Source organism: Paenarthrobacter sp. NPDC089714 (genome assembly GCF_044748905.1).
GTDB lineage: Bacteria > Actinomycetota > Actinomycetes > Actinomycetales > Micrococcaceae > Arthrobacter.
The window spans coordinates 140,048-154,366 of record NZ_JBIVGX010000005.1; the positions used below are offsets into that span (position 1 = coordinate 140,048).

Here is a 14,319-nt window from a genome sequence, read left to right on the forward strand (position 1 = left end):
GCGGGCTGCCCCCACTGCCGACGACTGGCCGCCAGGTTGCCTGGACCAGGGGCAACCCATCAGGGCGGAGAGCTTCACTTGGAATCGTAAAATTGCTGGAGATAAATAGCAAGGGGACTGCGGTTAATCACCGTCCAAGCAAGCTCAGGCCTGTTCGGTTCCCACGTCTTTTCCGATGTCCTTGGCATCCATGATGCGGTAGGCGTAACCCTGTTCGGCAAGGAATCTCTGGCGTTTCGCCGCGAAGTCCTGGTCCAGGGTGTCCCGGGCAACCAGCGAGTAGAACCGCGCTTCCCGTCCGTCCTGCTTGGGCCGCAGCAGGCGTCCCAGCCGCTGCGCTTCCTCCTGGCGGGAGCCGAACGAGCCCGAGACCTGGATGGCAACGGACGCTTCAGGGAGGTCGATGGAGAAGTTGGCCACCTTGGAAACCACCAAGGTGTGGATCTCACCTTTGCGGAAGGCATCGAAGAGTTTCTGCCGTGCCTTGACGCTCGTCTCGCCCTTGATCACCGGCGCGTCCAGGCGTTCCGCGATCTCGTCGAGCTGGTCGATGTATTGTCCGATCACCAGCAGCTGTTCGCCCCTGTGGGCCTCCACCAGCTGTTCCACCAGGGCAGTCTTGGTCTCCGAGGTGGCGCACAGACGATACTTGTCCGCGTCGTCGGCCATGGCGTAGGCCACCCGTTCGTCGCGGGGGAGGTCCACCCGGACCTCCACGCAGTCAGCGGGGGCAATATAGCCTTGGGCTTCGATGTCCTTCCACGGGGCGTCGTACCGTTTGGGTCCGATCAGGCTGAAGACTTCGCCTTCGCGGCCGTCTTCGCGGACCAACGTGGCAGTCAGGCCCAGCCGCCGCCTGGCCTGCAGGTCCGCCGTCATCCGGAAGATCGGTGCGGGCAGCAGATGGACTTCGTCGTAGATGATGAGGCCCCAGTCGTGGCCGTCCACGAGTTCCAGGTGGGGATACAGTCCGCCGCGCTTGGTGGTGAGCACTTGGTAGGTGGCGATGGTGACGGGCCGGACTTCCTTGACCGCCCCCGAGTACTCGCCGATCTCGTCCTCGGTGAGCGAGGTCCGTTTGAGCAGTTCGTCCCGCCACTGCCGGGCCGAGACCGTGTTGGTCACCAGGATCAGCGTGGTGGTGGAGGAGGTGGCCATCGCGGCGGCACCCACCAGGGTTTTTCCGGCACCGCACGGAAGGACGACGACGCCGCTGCCGCCGGCCCAGAAGTTCTCCGTGGCCACCTTTTGGTAAGGGCGCAGCTCCCAACCGGTTTCGTCGAGCATGATCAGGTGCGGCTGGCCATCAACGTAACCGGCCAGGTCTTCCGCGGGCCACCCGAGTTTGAGCAGCAACTGCTTCAACTGCCCGCGCTGGGATGAATGGACCACCACGGTTTCCCCATCAATCCGTGGCCCCAGCAGCGGGGCGATCTTCTTGGCGCGGATGACCTCCTCCAGGACGGGGTAGTCGTCCGTCCGCATCACCAGGCCATGCTGTGGGTCCTTCTCCAAACGGAGCCGGCCGTACCGGGACATGGTCTCTTCGATGTCGATCAGCAGGGCGTGCGGCACGGGGAAACGCGAGTACTTCAACAGCGTGTCCAGCACCTGTTCCGCGTCCAGCCCGGCGGCCCGCGCATTCCACAGTCCCAAGGGAGTGAGGCGGTAGCTGTGCATGTGCTCCGGAGCGCGCTCCAGCTCCGCGAACGCCGCGATGGCATGCCGGGCCTCCGTGGCAAGCTCATGGTCGACTTCCAGCAGGATGGTTTTATCGCTTTGAACGATCAGGGGACCGTCGGTCACTCTTGAATCCTCACGTCTGCATCACTCACTTGTGCCGGTCTCCGGCGGGTTCAACGTCAATGATCCGGTGGATGGACAACACCCGTTCGGTGTCCTTGCCGGGATCGAACACCCTCACCCGGCCGCCGGAGACAGAAACCGGGACCACCGTTTCGGTGTTCGAGTTGCCCAGGCTGTCCACCACGTTCATGGTCACGGCTTGTTTCAGCCGGATGGCCTTCTGCAGGGTTTCCAGGCCCAGCTGCGTCGAAGCCTCCCCCGTACCGTCGGCCGGGACACTGCGATGCTGGCGCAGGATGGAAAGCTGCGCCTCGACGTCGTCGTCCGGCGGAGCCGTCCGAGGCGCCGTGTAGACGGGACGCGCACTGCCGGCCACGGCCGTGGTCCGCTTGAAACGCACGACGGCGGGCTCCACCTCCTGCACTGCGGGCGAGAGTCCCAGCTCGCGCAGGACCCGCGCGGTTTCGCGGGGACTGGCGGCCGATGTCAGGACTGTCGGGGCGATGCGGACCAGGCTCAGTACGGACGTCCGGGCTTCCTGGAGGAGCTCGGCGATGGCTGACTCGTCATCGCTCTGGATAAAGCTGGCACTGGTGCTGACACGCAAGCGGCCGTGCCGTGATGCGGTGTCCTGCACCAGATAGGCAAGGGGCTGGGGCACATCCGTTGCCGAATGTTCGCGCAAGAATGCCAACAGCGATTCCGCATCCTGTCCGGCGTCGAGCGCCCTGCGGATGGTCGCGGCGGAAAAACGGTAGATCGACGCCGGTCCCTGCCCCTCGGCGTCGGCCATGAGCAACAGCGTTTCGCTGAGTTCCGGGGCAAGGTAGCCCGGTGCCACCGCCGTCAGGTCAGCCTGCAGCAGGATGTGGTTGACCGCCGCAGGCAAGTGCTCGCCAAGAATGGCCATGGCTTCATCCGGCTGGCCAACGGCGAGGGCGGACCCCAGCTGCGTGAAAGCCCCGGAACCCATGAGTCCCAGGAGCGTGGCCTCCTCAAGGATGCCCTTGACCAGCGAACTGAAACGCCGCGACATCCGGGGTTGGGTCCATTCCGCACGCTGCAGCACCGCACGGGCATCCAGGACAGGAGCCTTGCCATCGGGGGCCGCCGCCTCCACGGTGAGTTCGTTGAGGATCTCCAGGATCCTCCGGCGGACCACCGGGGCGTCAGGCCGCTGCGCTTCCGCGGACAAGGCATTGATGGTGGTTCCGGCAGTTCCTGGATGCGCCGCCGGGGTGCTGCCGGCAAGGGGCTGGCCCACCAACGACGGCGCGCGCTCGCTGGCCAGCCAGGCGTTGACCAGCCACAGCCATTGTTCCTGCCGCGGCAAGGTCAGCCACTCCAACGACGGCGGCTGGACCCAGGTGGAGCTGTCAACGTCCAGCCGCAGCAATCCGGCCAGGGCACAGGTTTCCAGCAGGATCGCCGTTTGATGGACGCCGCAGCGGATGGACTCGGCGAGCCGCCGCAATTCGCGGACCCCCACGCCGCCGCTCCGCAGGGTTGCCAAGGGTTGCTCCCGGACGGCGAACAGCAGCTCGTTGGCGAGCCGAAGGGTTTCTGCAATGGCACCCAGGGCCGCATTGCGACGCAGGGCTGCGCTGGTGTGCCCGAGCTCCGGAACCGGGGGCGCCAGGGTGAAGTCGTCAACAACGGCCCCGCCCCTTAAAGCAATGCCCACGCTATGCGGCAATTCCACGTGGCCGGCGTCCAGGGGGACCAGCAGTCCGCGGGCCAGGAGCCAGTCGATAGGCCCGACGTCGGCACTTTCGTGGGTGACCGAGGCGCGCCTTTGCGCTTGGGGTACGGCACCCATGGCCCAGCTTCCGAACTTGTCCAGGAGGCCGATGGTCCGTTCCGGTGCGTTGGCCAGGATGTCGCGGACGCCCTCGGGGGTCGACGTCCAGCGCTGGAGCGAGAGGGCTGCGTCCATAGGGGTGCTGGCCGGGTGGATACCGAGTCCGCTGTGGTGGAGTTCGCCCACCAGTTGGACTACCCGTTGGGCGAAGGCGGGTTGGAGCCGGACCAACTCCGTGTAGCTGCGCCCCAGCCCGGCGGGGTAGATCCCGATGACGTCCTTCAGGCTGCCCACGGGAAGGTAGAACTTCTGCCGCGAACTTGCCGGAGGGTGGGTGGCCGGTGGCGCCTCGGCCCGGTGGATCAAAGCCAATTCCTGCAGCTTGGCGAGGATGGGTTCCAGGGCTGAGAGGGTGGACCCGGCAATGGCCTTTTTCAGTCCTGCCGCCGAAACACTGTGGCCCGTATCCGCGTTGGTACAGAGATGCAGTGTTTCCAGGACCTGCATCTCGGGTTTGGTGAGGCGTTCCAAGGCCCGCTGCACACTGACCCGTGCGCTGGCCCGCGCCGCCAGGGCCGCGAAATCGGGGGCCATGGGCGAGATCAGGTCCGGTCGCGCGGCAAACAGAGCCCGCAGCGAGGCGTCGCTGCGCGTTTCAAGTTCCTTGCTGAGCGCGCGAATGAGGGACATCACTTCAAATTTACCGTTGCTGGGCCTGCTCTGCGCGCTTGGCTCGTGTTTTGCCACGCAAAGCGGGACCCGCAACTGCAGGTCAGCTAGTGGCGGCGACGCTGGCGGACGGCGTCCACCACGGGAACAACGGCCAGGATGAAGGCCAAGGGCAGCCCATAGAGCGCCGTCGACGTGATCCACACGGGTGCAATTCCGCCGTTGAAGGCGATGGCCATGACAGCCGCGACGGCGGCCAGGGAAATGATGGCAACGATCGCGGCGGCAATCGTCAGGGGGCGGCGGTAACCCGTGGAAGTCATGCCTCAACGCTAGCTGTTTGCTCGCGGTCGCCGCTACGCGGGACGGTGCGAAGCATGATTAGGGTGCCCGGCAGGATAACCTTGAAGGAACAGACCCACACGGAGCGGGCTGTCACCCTCGATCCCGCAGGACTCTGTGGATGCGGTGGCGGCCCGACGTGTTCCCACGCAAGAACGAAGAAGGTTGATTACGTGCCCACCGGCAAGGTCAAGTGGTATGACAAGGAAAAGGGCTTCGGATTCCTCGCGGCCGAAGACGGCCAGGAAGTTTTCCTGCCCAAGACGTCCCTGCCTGCAGGGGTCACCGAGCTGAAGGCCGGTACGCGCGTGGAGTTCGGCGTTGCCGACGGCCGCCGCGGTGCCCAGGCGCTGGGCCTGCGCGTCCTGGACAAGACCCCCTCCATCGCAAAGGCCAAGCGCATGAACGCCCGCGACCTGGCACCGCTGGTCCAGGACCTGGTCACCGTCCTGGACAATCTGTCCGGTACGTTGTCCTCGGGAAAGTATCCGGAAGGCAACAAGGCCAAGGCGATCGGAATGGCGCTGCGCAAGGTTGCCGACGAGCTGGAAGCCTAGGAACGCCATGACATCGGAATCCGCACGGGATATAGAGGCAGGGGAAGGCGCGCAGGAATCCCCTGCCCTCCCCGTTGCCGAGGCTCCTGCAAACGGGGACGCCCCTGCCACCAGGGAAGTTCCCGGGCGGAAGCCCGCTGAAGCCAAGGCCGCAGCCCCGAAGCCGCGCGCCGGCGTTCCTGTATGGCGCACCGGCAAGCCGGACTCCTACCTGGCTGCCGCCGTCGATGTCGCCCGCCAGGCCGTGGAAGGCATTGCCAACCGTAGGGAAGTAGGTGCGCACCTCGGAGCCAAATCGGAAGGCGACCGGGTGGTGACCCACCTGTTCGAATCGAAGCTGGCAGGTTACGGCGGCTGGCAGTGGTACGCCGTGGTGACCCGTAACTCGCGGTCCAAAATCGTCACCGTCAGCGAGCTGGGGCTCCTGCCGTCCGAGGACTCCATCCTTGCGCCGGAATGGGTGCCGTGGGCCAAACGGGTCCGCCCGGAGGACGAGAAGCCGTTGGTTGAAGAGACCGAGGAAGACGTCGCCGAGGAAACGGTCAAGGCGGGCGAAGACGATGCCCAGGTTGATGACGACGCGGATGACGATTCGGACGAGACCGGAGAGGCCGTCGAAGACGCGGACCACTCCGGCCAGGACGACCAGCAATAACTGAAGACACAAAAAGGCGCCTGCCGGGAAGAATCCTTCCCGGCAGGCGCCTTTTAGCGTTCCGGCCGTGCGGCCGCTGATGGTGTTTACTTCTTCAGTTCGCCAACCACGTAGTCGATGCTGGCGAGCAGTGCCGAAACGTCATCCGGTTCGATGGCCACGAACGTGGCGATCCGGAGCTGGTTGCGGCCAAGCTTCCGGTAAGGCTCGGTGTCCACCACTCCGTTGGCGCGCAGCACCTTGGCGATGGCCGCTGCGTCGATCGAATCATCGAAGTCGATGGTGGCGATGACGTTGGAGCGTTCCTCGGCGTTGGCCACGAAGGGCGTGGCGTACTCGGAGGCCTCGGCCCAGGAGTACACGCGGCTGGCGGAGTCCGCCGTGCGCTTGCTGGCGAAATCCAGGCCACCGTTGCTGTTGAGCCACTGCACCTGGGCGTCCAGCGTGACCAGCGTGGACAACGACGGCGTGTTGTAGGTCTGGTTCAGCATGGAGTTGTCGATCGCTGTCTGGAGGTCCAGGAAGTCGGGGATCCAGCGGCCGCTGGCCTTCACCCGGGCAGCGCGCTCCAGCGCGGCGGGGGAGAAGAGGCCCAGCCACAGGCCGCCGTCGGAAGCGAAATTCTTTTGCGGCGCGAAGTAGTACACGTCGGACTCCGCGACGTCCACGTCCAGGCCACCGGCGGCAGAGGTTGCGTCCACCACGATCAGCGAGCCTTCGTTTGCGCCGTCAACGCGCTTGACCGGAGCTGAGACGCCCGTGGACGTCTCGTTCTGTGGCCAGGCGTAGACATCCACCCCGGCCTCGGCCTGCGGCGACGGACGGGTGCCCGGCTCGGACTTGATGATGGAGGAAGCGTCCAGGAAGGGAGCCTTGTTGGTGGCCGCCGCGAACTTGGAACCGAACTCGCCGAAGGAGAGGTGCTGGGCCTTCTTCTCCACCAGGCCGAACGCTGCGACATCCCAGAACGCCGTGGAACCGCCGACGCCGAGGACAACCTCGTAGCCCTCCGGGGCGCGGAAGAAAGTGCTGAGGCCTTCGCGGACGGACCCCACGAGGTTCTTCACCGGTGCCTGGCGGTGGGACGTGCCAAGAAGGGTGGTGGCCGCGGCGGACAGGGCTTCGACCTGCTCCGGGCGGACCTTGGACGGTCCTGCGCCGAAGCGTCCGTCCTTGGGCAGCAGGTCGGCGGGAATGGTGATGCTGTTGTCGCTCACGGGTGGCTCCAATGGGTATCGGTCAAAGATGGGTCGTGGCAGGTGGCATCAACTGCTCCTTCGACACCCCAATTCTGCCTGACACGGCGCGCGGGCAGGAACCTGCGGTTGTCATAGTCCGCCACGTGGAACGGTGCAGTCCGGGAGCGCAGGAACGCGAAGGAGGATTATTCAGAGTAATTCCAAATAAGCTAAGCTGGAGAAGGCGTCATGGGGCGGCGCCGCGGGACCGACCGCCTCGTCTGGACGCGGTACGGTGGACACTACGCGAGAACTGCGTTCGAGGAGAGCTGAGCTGGATGACGGATCTGATCGATACCACTGAGATGTATCTTCGGACCATTTTGGAGCTTGAGGAAGAGAACATCGTTGCTCTTCGGGCCCGCATTGCCGAGCGCCTGCGCCATTCCGGTCCCACTGTTTCCCAGACCATCGGCCGCATGGAGCGCGACGGCCTGGTGGTCGTGTCCAATGACCGCCACCTGGAGTTGACCGAGGTTGGCCGGAAGCGGGCCACCGAAGTGATGCGCAAGCACCGCCTGGCCGAGCGCCTCCTGGCCGATGTCATCGGCCTGGACTGGGCCTATGTGCATGACGAGGCTTGCCGCTGGGAGCACGTGATGAGTGAGCGGGTTGAACGCCGGCTGTACGAGTTGCTTGAGCACCCCACCGAGTCGCCGTACGGAAACCCGATCCCGGGCTTGGAAGCACTCGGTGGACGGGCCAGCCAGATCTCCCTCAAGGGCGACGTCAACCTCATCCAGGCAATGGACGGCTACGCCACGGACTCACGGGTTGTGGTGAGCAGGTTGGCCGAACCCATCCAGGTCGAGCCTGAACTCCTGACCCAACTCGATGAAGGCGGGATCCGCCCGGGCGCGGCAGTTTCGTTGGCGCGGGTAGGGGAGTACATCTCCGTCCGCGTCCCCGGCATCGAGGGCGCGCTGGAACTGCCCCCCGAAGTTGCAGCCCACGTCTTCGTGGCGGTTGGCTGAACGTAGGACTTCCGAGGCACCTCTCCCGAAAAGGATGGGTGCCTCACTTGTGTCCCGGCCGGAGTGTCTGATCTCACTACCAGAGTCGGGTAGAACGGCGTGACCTGCAGTTTCCGCCGAAAGGTGCTAAAGGCCCACCCCGGAAAGCGGCGCTGCGAAAGATAACGAATTTATTACCGAAGGCTTTAATCCCCTATAGTTATCTACTAGCGCCGATACCAAAGCGTTACCTGATCTGGAGCCGAGCTCTGCCAGCAGATCAGGGGTGTTATCCACTACTGGCAGAGGCGGGGGAACCACCATCGGCTGCCTGAAGAAGCAGCCTTGGGGTGAAGTCCGCAGCAGCAGTGCCTACTTACGCAATTTCCTCCGGGATACCTGTGTGCCGTATGCGCTGCGTGCGGGCCGGGTCTTTGCACTCTCTGATCCGAATCCGACAGCTAACTTCGCAGGCTTTCTAGAGAGGAACAGAGTTTGACATCGCAGAACGTCAGGGGCCGCCGACGCGCGTCCGGCCCCGCTGCTGAGCTGCGGCCAGCCCGCGTCGTAACGGAGATCCGGCCGCGCGACACCCAGCGTCAGGTGCGCCGCCGTAAGAGCCCGTTGCGCCAGGTTGCCGATTTCGCCGCAGCCAGTGGCGTAGGGCAGAAAGCCGGGGTGGCCCTGGCCGCCACAGGCCTCGCCCTCACTGTCGGTCTGCCGGCCACAAGCCCCGTCATGGCCACCTCCGAGTCGGGCCAAACAGAAGCTGCCCTTGCCGTATCCGGCGGCAGCCAGCCTGAGGTTTCCGCGGAAGCTTCGGCAAAAATCGACTTCAGCCGTGCGGCAGTGGCCACCAAGGCCGATCCCGACGGCAAGCTCAAGCAGCTGCTCAGCGCCCAGTCCGTTGGCAGCATCCAGGCCAGTTCCTCCAAGGGCACCCTTGGAAGTCCGCTGGACACGCTGACAACCGCTTCTCCGTTCGGATACCGCGTCAGCCCGCTGACCGGCGGCACCGGCGACTTCCACCGCGGCCAGGACTTCGTTGCCCAGTGCGGCACCCAGGTCCACGCTGCCGCCGCCGGGAAGGTCACGTTTGCCGGGTGGCACGAGTATGGCGGAGGCAACCGCGTTGTGGTGGATCACGGCAATGGCCTTGAAACCACGTACAACCACCTGTCGTCCTTCAACGTCAAGGTTGGCCAGGCTGTCAGCCGCGGTGACGTTGTAGCCCTGAGCGGCACCACGGGCGCCTCCACGGGCTGCCACCTGCACTTCGAGGTCCAGGTCAACGGCGAAGTTGTTGACCCCATGGGCTGGCTCTAAGCAAAGTCGATGGTCGTCTCTCGCATTCGCGACACACCCCGTGACCTGAATGTGACATTCGCTTTCAACTGTTGTACCGTCTAAAGCGCATCGGCTTTTTAGGGGGCCGATGCACTTGAGTGGATTGCCTAGCTCTGCCACCACTCAGGATCCGTTCGCAAAATTCGTCTGGCAGGGGCGGGGGAACCACTTTTGGTCTTCGAGAGAAGGCCTTGGGGTTAAGTCACAAAGCTTCTCGAAGCGCGTGGCCGGATGACTCCCATCCGAATCCGACAGCTCACCTCGCAGGCATTGGGAGAGGCTACCTACGTGTCATCACGCACTACCCCTGCGCGCCACCGCGCCGAGACGGTTCACCCGTTGAACACTCTTTCGAAGGCTGTTTCAGCGAATGCCGGAACCGTTGGCCGCCAGGCCGCAGTTCTTGCCGCAGCCTCCGGCCTCGTCCTCAGCGTCGGCCTTCCGGCCCAGGCAGCGGACACCGATGTTTCCAAGGCCGAGACGAGCACGCAGCAGCTCCTCACCACCGAGGTTGTCACTGCAGAGCCCACGGCCACTGTTTCCTTCGAGAGCCCCGTCGTGGCCACCAAGGAAGCCCCGAAGGTCCAGCGTGCTTCGCAGACCACCCAGCGCTCCCAGACAGCTGGTAACCAGACCACTGGCAGCCAGGCCGCCGGCTCGCTCGCCGCACAGTCTTCCGACGCCCAGGAAACGGCCTCCAGCGCCGCAGCCTCCGGCCTCGCCGCGATCGCCTACACGGGCATCGGCCACCCCTACGTTTGGGGCGGCACCACTCCCAACGGCTGGGACTGCTCCGGCTTCACCCAGTGGGTCTACGCCCAGGCCGGCATCAGCATTCCCCGCGTCAACGCCTGGACTGCCATGAAGGCCACCAGCACGCCGCAGCCGGGTGACCTGGTCATGCAGAACGGCGGCGCACACGTAGGCATCTACGTCGGCAACGGCATGATGATCAGCGCTCTCAACCCGAGCCAGGGAACCTTGCTCCACTCGGTGGCTTCCACCGGCACGTCTTCATTCTTCACCCTCCGCTAAAACCCCGTTCGGGGTACGCCAGCATGCCCCCCAAGTGCTGGCTTGCCCGCAAACCGCGCGTGCCCCAACCGCGTGCGGAAACGAAAAGAGATTAAAAATGACCAGTGCACACAAGGTTGCACGGCACCGAGCTGAGGCCCCCAAGACCAGCTCCCTTGCCGTGATCGCGAAGGCTGTCAGCAACAACGCCGGTGGCGTCGGCCGCCAGGCAGTCGTTATCGCTGCCGCTTCAGGACTGGTCTTGACCAGTGGCGTTGCTGCGAACGCCGCCGATACCAACGTCCAGCGTGAATCCACGGCCACCACAGCCCTTGATGTCCAGGCAGTCACGCAGTCCACCATCGCTGCCGACTCCACCGTGGCCATCTCCTACGAGAGCCCGGTTGTGACCACGGTGGAAGCTCCGGCTCCCGTCGTCGAGAAGCCCGCAGCGAAAGCCGCATCCGGCTCCACGGCTACCGGCGCGACCGCCACGTTGGCAGTCGACAACTCAGCAACGGCGGCCGCCAAGGTTCCTGCAGCTTCCAGTGGCCTCGGGGCAGCCATCGCCGCTGCAGCCTACGCCCAGCTGGGAGTGACCCAGGACTGCACCATGTTGGTCACTAATTCGCTGGCGGCCGTGGGTATCAACTTCCACGATTGGCCGGCGGGCTACCTCTCCTTGGGCCGCACCGTCAGCGCCGCCGAAGCCCAGCCGGGCGACCTCGCGTACTACGCCAACGGTGGTTACGGTGGAATGGCACACATCGCCGTCTACGTCGGCAACGGAATGGCAGTACACGGTGGATGGAACGGGTCCACCACTGCACTCTTCAGTGTGAACGTCGGCTCCGGCCCGGTCTTCATCCGTGTGAACGGCTGATACAGATTCTTTGAACACCCCGCAGGAATACCTGCGGGGTGTTCCGCTTTAAGCCTCTCGCGGAGGGCCATGCAAGGTGTCCCGCACATGAACATTCGCCGACACTGCACGGGAACAGGCCAGAAAATTCGTTGATACGGCATATAAGTGCTTACCCTTATGGTGTCGATCCACAGCCCGTACATGCAGAGGGCAGCCGGCCCTCGTGCCCCTGACGGGTGCGGCCGTGAAGAGGTACGTGCATGCGCACACTCGTTCTGAATGCTGGATATGAACCGCTGGCGGTAGTCACCTTCCGCCGGGCGCTGGTCCTTGTGCTGACTGGAAAAGCTAGCGTAGTGGCCGAAGGCGGCGAACCTGTCGTCGGGCCACAGGAGATTCTGGGACGTCCGTCCGTGATTCTCCTCAACCGCTACATCCGTCCCCGGTACAACAGGATCACCGCTGTGAGCCGCCGCGGGGTGCTCCGCCGCGACGGCCACCGCTGCGCCTATTGCGGCAAGACAGCGCACACCATAGACCATGTCCACCCCAAATCCAGGGGCGGCGCGGATTCCTGGGAAAACCTGGTTGCGGCGTGCTTGAAATGCAATAACGCCAAGAGCAACCAGACGCTCGCCGAGATGGGCTGGAAGCTTCGCTTCACACCCGGCGTGCCCACGGGAACCATGTGGCAGATCAAAGAACTCGAGAAACCTGCGCCGGACTGGGACCCGTTCCTCTTGCCGGAATCCGCCGCCTGATCGATTTCTGTTGGGCTCCGGCCGTACGGGTAATCTGGGCGGATGGAGTTCAACGCCGTGATCCTGGCGGGTGGCAGGGCCACCCGCCTCGGTGGCGTGCCCAAGCCGGGATTAAGGTACGACGGCGCGAGCCTCCTCTCGCATGCCCTGGACTCCGTCCGGGGTGCTTCGCGGATTGTGGTGGTGGGGCCGCGCCAGGACGGCCTTCCGGACGGGGTACTGTCCGCGCGCGAGGAGCCCGCCTACGCAGGACCGGCGGCGGCCATTGCCGCGGGACTTGCCGTTCTTGGGGCCACTGATCCGGCACCGTGGACCTTGGTGCTGGCCTGCGATATGCCGCATGCCTCACGGGGAGTGGCTGCCATCCTTGAGGAAGTCGCGGGGCACCATGGCACCGAGGGAGCCATGGCAGTGTCTTCCGATGGCAGGCAACAGCCCCTCCTTGGCATCTACAGCACACAGGCCCTGGAACGCGAAGTCGCTGCAGCCCGGTCGTTAACGAACGCATCTGTCTTCAAGCTGCTTGCTAGGCTGAACGTGCTGGCTGTTGCCGTTCCCGATGGCTCCACGGACGACGTGGATACGTGGGAGGACGCAGCGGCCCTGGGCATTGACAACGACTTGGAGGCGGACGTGAAAAGCCAGGACGAGACACTCGAGGAATGGTGCCGCACACTGCTGCAGGCGTTTGAGCTTGAGGGCGTAGACGTGGACGTCAACGAAATCCTTGCAGTCGCCGGCGTGGCCGCGCACTCCGTGGTGCGTCCCGCGGCGCCTTTGACCACATTCATCGCGGGGTACGCGGCTGGAATGGCACGCGGCATCGGCCAGGCCAACGACGACGCCGCCATGGCCGCCGCCCTCGACCTTGCCCGCCAAGTAGCCAAGCAGTATGCGGAGCCCGGGGCCGAAACCGAATGACGGAGGCCCCCGAACAGGGCCACCATGCGGCGCATACCTGGCACGAAGCCAGGCAGCGTGCGTTCGACGTCGCCACTCCCATCCCCGCAAGCCCGGTTCCGCTGCGCGGGGCGTTGGGGCGGACCCTCGCCCAGGATGTACTTGCCCTGCAGGACATGCCGCACTACGCGTCGTCGGCCATGGATGGGTGGGCCGTCAACGGCAGCGGTCCGTGGATCCTCAGCGAACCCGGCCAGCGGCTGGCACCACACCAGGCCAGCCCGATCGTCACCGGCGGGCTGATTCCACCCGGTGCCAAAGCGGTTCTTCGCAGCGAAAGCGGCATCATCGCCACGGACGACGACGGCCTGCCGGTTTTGGTGCTCGGCGGCACCGCGAAGCCGGGGGAGCCGCGCAACGGGCAACACATCCGCAAGGCGGCAGAGGAAGCCGCTGAGGGCGAGGTCCTCCTGAAGAAGGCAACGGTGCTGAACCCTGCGCACCTGGCCGTCGCGGCCTTGGCCGGCCTGGACGAACTCCCTGTCCTGGGCAAACCCTTGGTGAGGTTCCTCCTGACCGGATCCGAGGTGGTTGAACAGGGCGTCCCTGCTCCTGGACAGGTCAGGGATACCTTCGGGCCGCAGCTGGGTTCGGTGGTGGAACTCCTTGGCGGGATCGACGGCGGCTTGGTCCGTGTGGGCGATAACTACGGGGAGTGGCTTGCGGCGCTGCAGGACGCGGAGCCGGGCACCCTGGAAGCGGACACGACGGAACTGGACGCTGGCGCAGAGCCGCCGGCCGACGTCGTTATTACTACTGGCGGGACCGGACGCTCGGGAACCGACCATTTCCGTAAGGCCGTAGCGGAGCTGGGCGGGACGTTGCTGATTGACGGGATCGCCATGCGTCCCGGACACCCGGCGGTACTTGCTGAGCTGCCTGACGGACGCTTTGTGCTGGGGCTGCCGGGGAACCCCCTCGCGGCCATGATGGCCCTTTTTACCGTGGGCGGACCGCTGCTGGCAGCCCTGGGACATGGGCGCCTCGGCGACGTGGGCGAAGTACCGTGCGGTTCCATGATCGATGCCGATCCGGGCCGCACCCGATTGATGCCGTTCAAGCTGGTTTACGGGCTGGCTTCGCCGTCGCAGCATGCCGGACCCGGAATGATGCGCGGGTTGGCAGGAGCGGACGGTGTCATGGTGGTGCCTCCCCACGGGGTCCAGATGGGTGAACCGGTACCCGCTTTCCCGTTGCCGTGGGGAAAGCCTCTGCCCGCTCCCCAAGCTACAGAGGACAAACCGCGCAAGGCCCCCGTTCGCACCGCAAAGAAGCCACCGGCGGGACCGGTGGACTGGAGCGCGCTGGACGCCTGACGCTGTCCGTGGACGCAGGTGGCGGCTTTGCCGCC

13 protein-coding genes and 2 riboswitches are annotated in these 14,319 nt (G+C 65.2%); of the genes, 9 read left to right on the forward strand and 4 right to left on the reverse strand.

All coding sequences use genetic code 11. The features are described from left to right. Nucleotides 1-144: 144 nt before the first annotated feature. The 3 genes from ACIPY3_RS11505 to ACIPY3_RS11515 all read right to left on the reverse strand — a co-directional run bounded on the left by ACIPY3_RS11505 (nucleotide 145) and on the right by ACIPY3_RS11515 (nucleotide 4,599). Nucleotides 145-1,806 (reverse strand): DNA repair helicase XPB, encoded by a 1,662-nt coding sequence (locus ACIPY3_RS11505; RefSeq protein ID WP_400334053.1) that lies wholly within the window; start codon nucleotides 1,804-1,806, stop codon nucleotides 145-147. Nucleotides 1,807-1,831: 25 nt separating this feature from the next. Beyond that, nucleotides 1,832-4,297 carry a helicase-associated domain-containing protein gene (locus ACIPY3_RS11510; protein WP_400334056.1) on the reverse strand — a complete coding sequence of 822 codons (2,466 nt, stop codon included), beginning with the start codon at nucleotides 4,295-4,297 and terminating at the stop codon, nucleotides 1,832-1,834. An 86-nt stretch (nucleotides 4,298-4,383) separates the two neighbouring features. Then, the gene (locus ACIPY3_RS11515; RefSeq protein ID WP_400334059.1) at nucleotides 4,384-4,599 is read right to left on the reverse strand and encodes a hypothetical protein; all 216 of its coding nucleotides are present in this window, start codon (nucleotides 4,597-4,599) and stop codon (nucleotides 4,384-4,386) included. A gap of 192 nt (nucleotides 4,600-4,791) precedes the next feature. On the opposite strand from ACIPY3_RS11515, the gene ACIPY3_RS11520 reads away from it, so the two are divergent. Both ACIPY3_RS11520 and ACIPY3_RS11525 read left to right on the forward strand, forming a co-directional pair. Then, complete coding sequence (locus tag ACIPY3_RS11520; RefSeq protein WP_397323143.1) at nucleotides 4,792-5,175, forward strand: cold-shock protein; 384 nt, start codon at nucleotides 4,792-4,794, stop codon at nucleotides 5,173-5,175. Nucleotides 5,176-5,182: 7 nt separating this feature from the next. After that, nucleotides 5,183-5,830 carry a DUF3027 domain-containing protein gene (locus tag ACIPY3_RS11525; protein WP_400334062.1) on the forward strand — a complete coding sequence of 216 codons (648 nt, stop codon included), beginning with the start codon at nucleotides 5,183-5,185 and terminating at the stop codon, nucleotides 5,828-5,830. Between the two features lie 86 nt (nucleotides 5,831-5,916). Here ACIPY3_RS11525 and serC read toward each other — a convergent pair whose 3' ends face one another. Continuing rightward, nucleotides 5,917-7,047 carry a phosphoserine transaminase gene (gene serC, locus ACIPY3_RS11530; protein ID WP_400334064.1) on the reverse strand — a complete coding sequence of 377 codons (1,131 nt, stop codon included), beginning with the start codon at nucleotides 7,045-7,047 and terminating at the stop codon, nucleotides 5,917-5,919. Nucleotides 7,048-7,346: 299 nt separating this feature from the next. On the opposite strand from serC, the gene ACIPY3_RS11535 reads away from it, so the two are divergent. The 7 genes from ACIPY3_RS11535 (at nucleotide 7,347) to ACIPY3_RS11565 (ending at nucleotide 14,284) form a co-directional block, all read left to right on the forward strand. Then, on the forward strand, nucleotides 7,347-8,042 hold the full coding sequence (locus tag ACIPY3_RS11535) for a metal-dependent transcriptional regulator (RefSeq protein ID WP_400271453.1): 696 nt from the start codon (nucleotides 7,347-7,349) through the stop codon (nucleotides 8,040-8,042). Nucleotides 8,043-8,271: 229 nt separating this feature from the next. Next, nucleotides 8,272-8,512, forward strand: a riboswitch (cyclic di-AMP (ydaO/yuaA leader). A 4-nt stretch (nucleotides 8,513-8,516) separates the two neighbouring features. Next, nucleotides 8,517-9,347: a M23 family metallopeptidase gene (locus tag ACIPY3_RS11540; protein WP_400334067.1), complete on the forward strand. Its 831-nt coding sequence runs from the start codon at nucleotides 8,517-8,519 to the stop codon at nucleotides 9,345-9,347. A 146-nt stretch (nucleotides 9,348-9,493) separates the two neighbouring features. Beyond that, nucleotides 9,494-9,652: riboswitch (cyclic di-AMP (ydaO/yuaA leader) on the forward strand. A 4-nt stretch (nucleotides 9,653-9,656) separates the two neighbouring features. After that, the gene (locus ACIPY3_RS11545; RefSeq protein WP_400334070.1) at nucleotides 9,657-10,403 is read left to right on the forward strand and encodes a C40 family peptidase; all 747 of its coding nucleotides are present in this window, start codon (nucleotides 9,657-9,659) and stop codon (nucleotides 10,401-10,403) included. 97 nt (nucleotides 10,404-10,500) lie between these two features. Next, a complete protein-coding gene (locus ACIPY3_RS11550) occupies nucleotides 10,501-11,265 on the forward strand; it encodes an NlpC/P60 family protein (RefSeq protein WP_400334073.1) in 765 nt (254 codons plus the stop codon). A gap of 242 nt (nucleotides 11,266-11,507) precedes the next feature. Further along, on the forward strand, nucleotides 11,508-12,008 hold the full coding sequence (locus ACIPY3_RS11555) for an HNH endonuclease (protein WP_400271457.1): 501 nt from the start codon (nucleotides 11,508-11,510) through the stop codon (nucleotides 12,006-12,008). A gap of 42 nt (nucleotides 12,009-12,050) precedes the next feature. Further along, entirely contained in the window at nucleotides 12,051-12,929 is an 879-nt protein-coding gene (locus tag ACIPY3_RS11560; protein ID WP_400334076.1) for an NTP transferase domain-containing protein, read from the forward strand. Continuing rightward, nucleotides 12,926-14,284, forward strand: a complete 1,359-nt coding sequence (locus tag ACIPY3_RS11565; protein WP_400334078.1) for a molybdopterin molybdotransferase MoeA — start codon at nucleotides 12,926-12,928, stop codon at nucleotides 14,282-14,284. The genes ACIPY3_RS11560 and ACIPY3_RS11565 overlap by 4 nt, the downstream gene beginning before the upstream one ends. Nucleotides 14,285-14,319: the final 35 nt, after the last annotated feature.

Excerpts from the sequence above, each read along its gene's own strand:
- ACIPY3_RS11510 (WP_400334056.1), bottom strand. The coding sequence starts at position 4,297 with ATGTCCCTCATTCGCGCGCTCAGCAAGGAACTTGAAACGCGCAGCGAC.
- ACIPY3_RS11515 (WP_400334059.1), bottom strand. The coding sequence starts at position 4,599 with ATGACTTCCACGGGTTACCGCCGCCCCCTGACGATTGCCGCCGCGATC.
- ACIPY3_RS11525 (WP_400334062.1), top strand. The coding sequence starts at position 5,183 with ATGACATCGGAATCCGCACGGGATATAGAGGCAGGGGAAGGCGCGCAG.
- ACIPY3_RS11535 (WP_400271453.1), top strand. The coding sequence starts at position 7,347 with ATGACGGATCTGATCGATACCACTGAGATGTATCTTCGGACCATTTTG.
- ACIPY3_RS11550 (WP_400334073.1), top strand. The coding sequence starts at position 10,501 with ATGACCAGTGCACACAAGGTTGCACGGCACCGAGCTGAGGCCCCCAAG.
- ACIPY3_RS11555 (WP_400271457.1), top strand. The coding sequence starts at position 11,508 with ATGCGCACACTCGTTCTGAATGCTGGATATGAACCGCTGGCGGTAGTC.
- ACIPY3_RS11560 (WP_400334076.1), top strand. The coding sequence starts at position 12,051 with ATGGAGTTCAACGCCGTGATCCTGGCGGGTGGCAGGGCCACCCGCCTC.
- ACIPY3_RS11565 (WP_400334078.1), top strand. The coding sequence starts at position 12,926 with ATGACGGAGGCCCCCGAACAGGGCCACCATGCGGCGCATACCTGGCAC.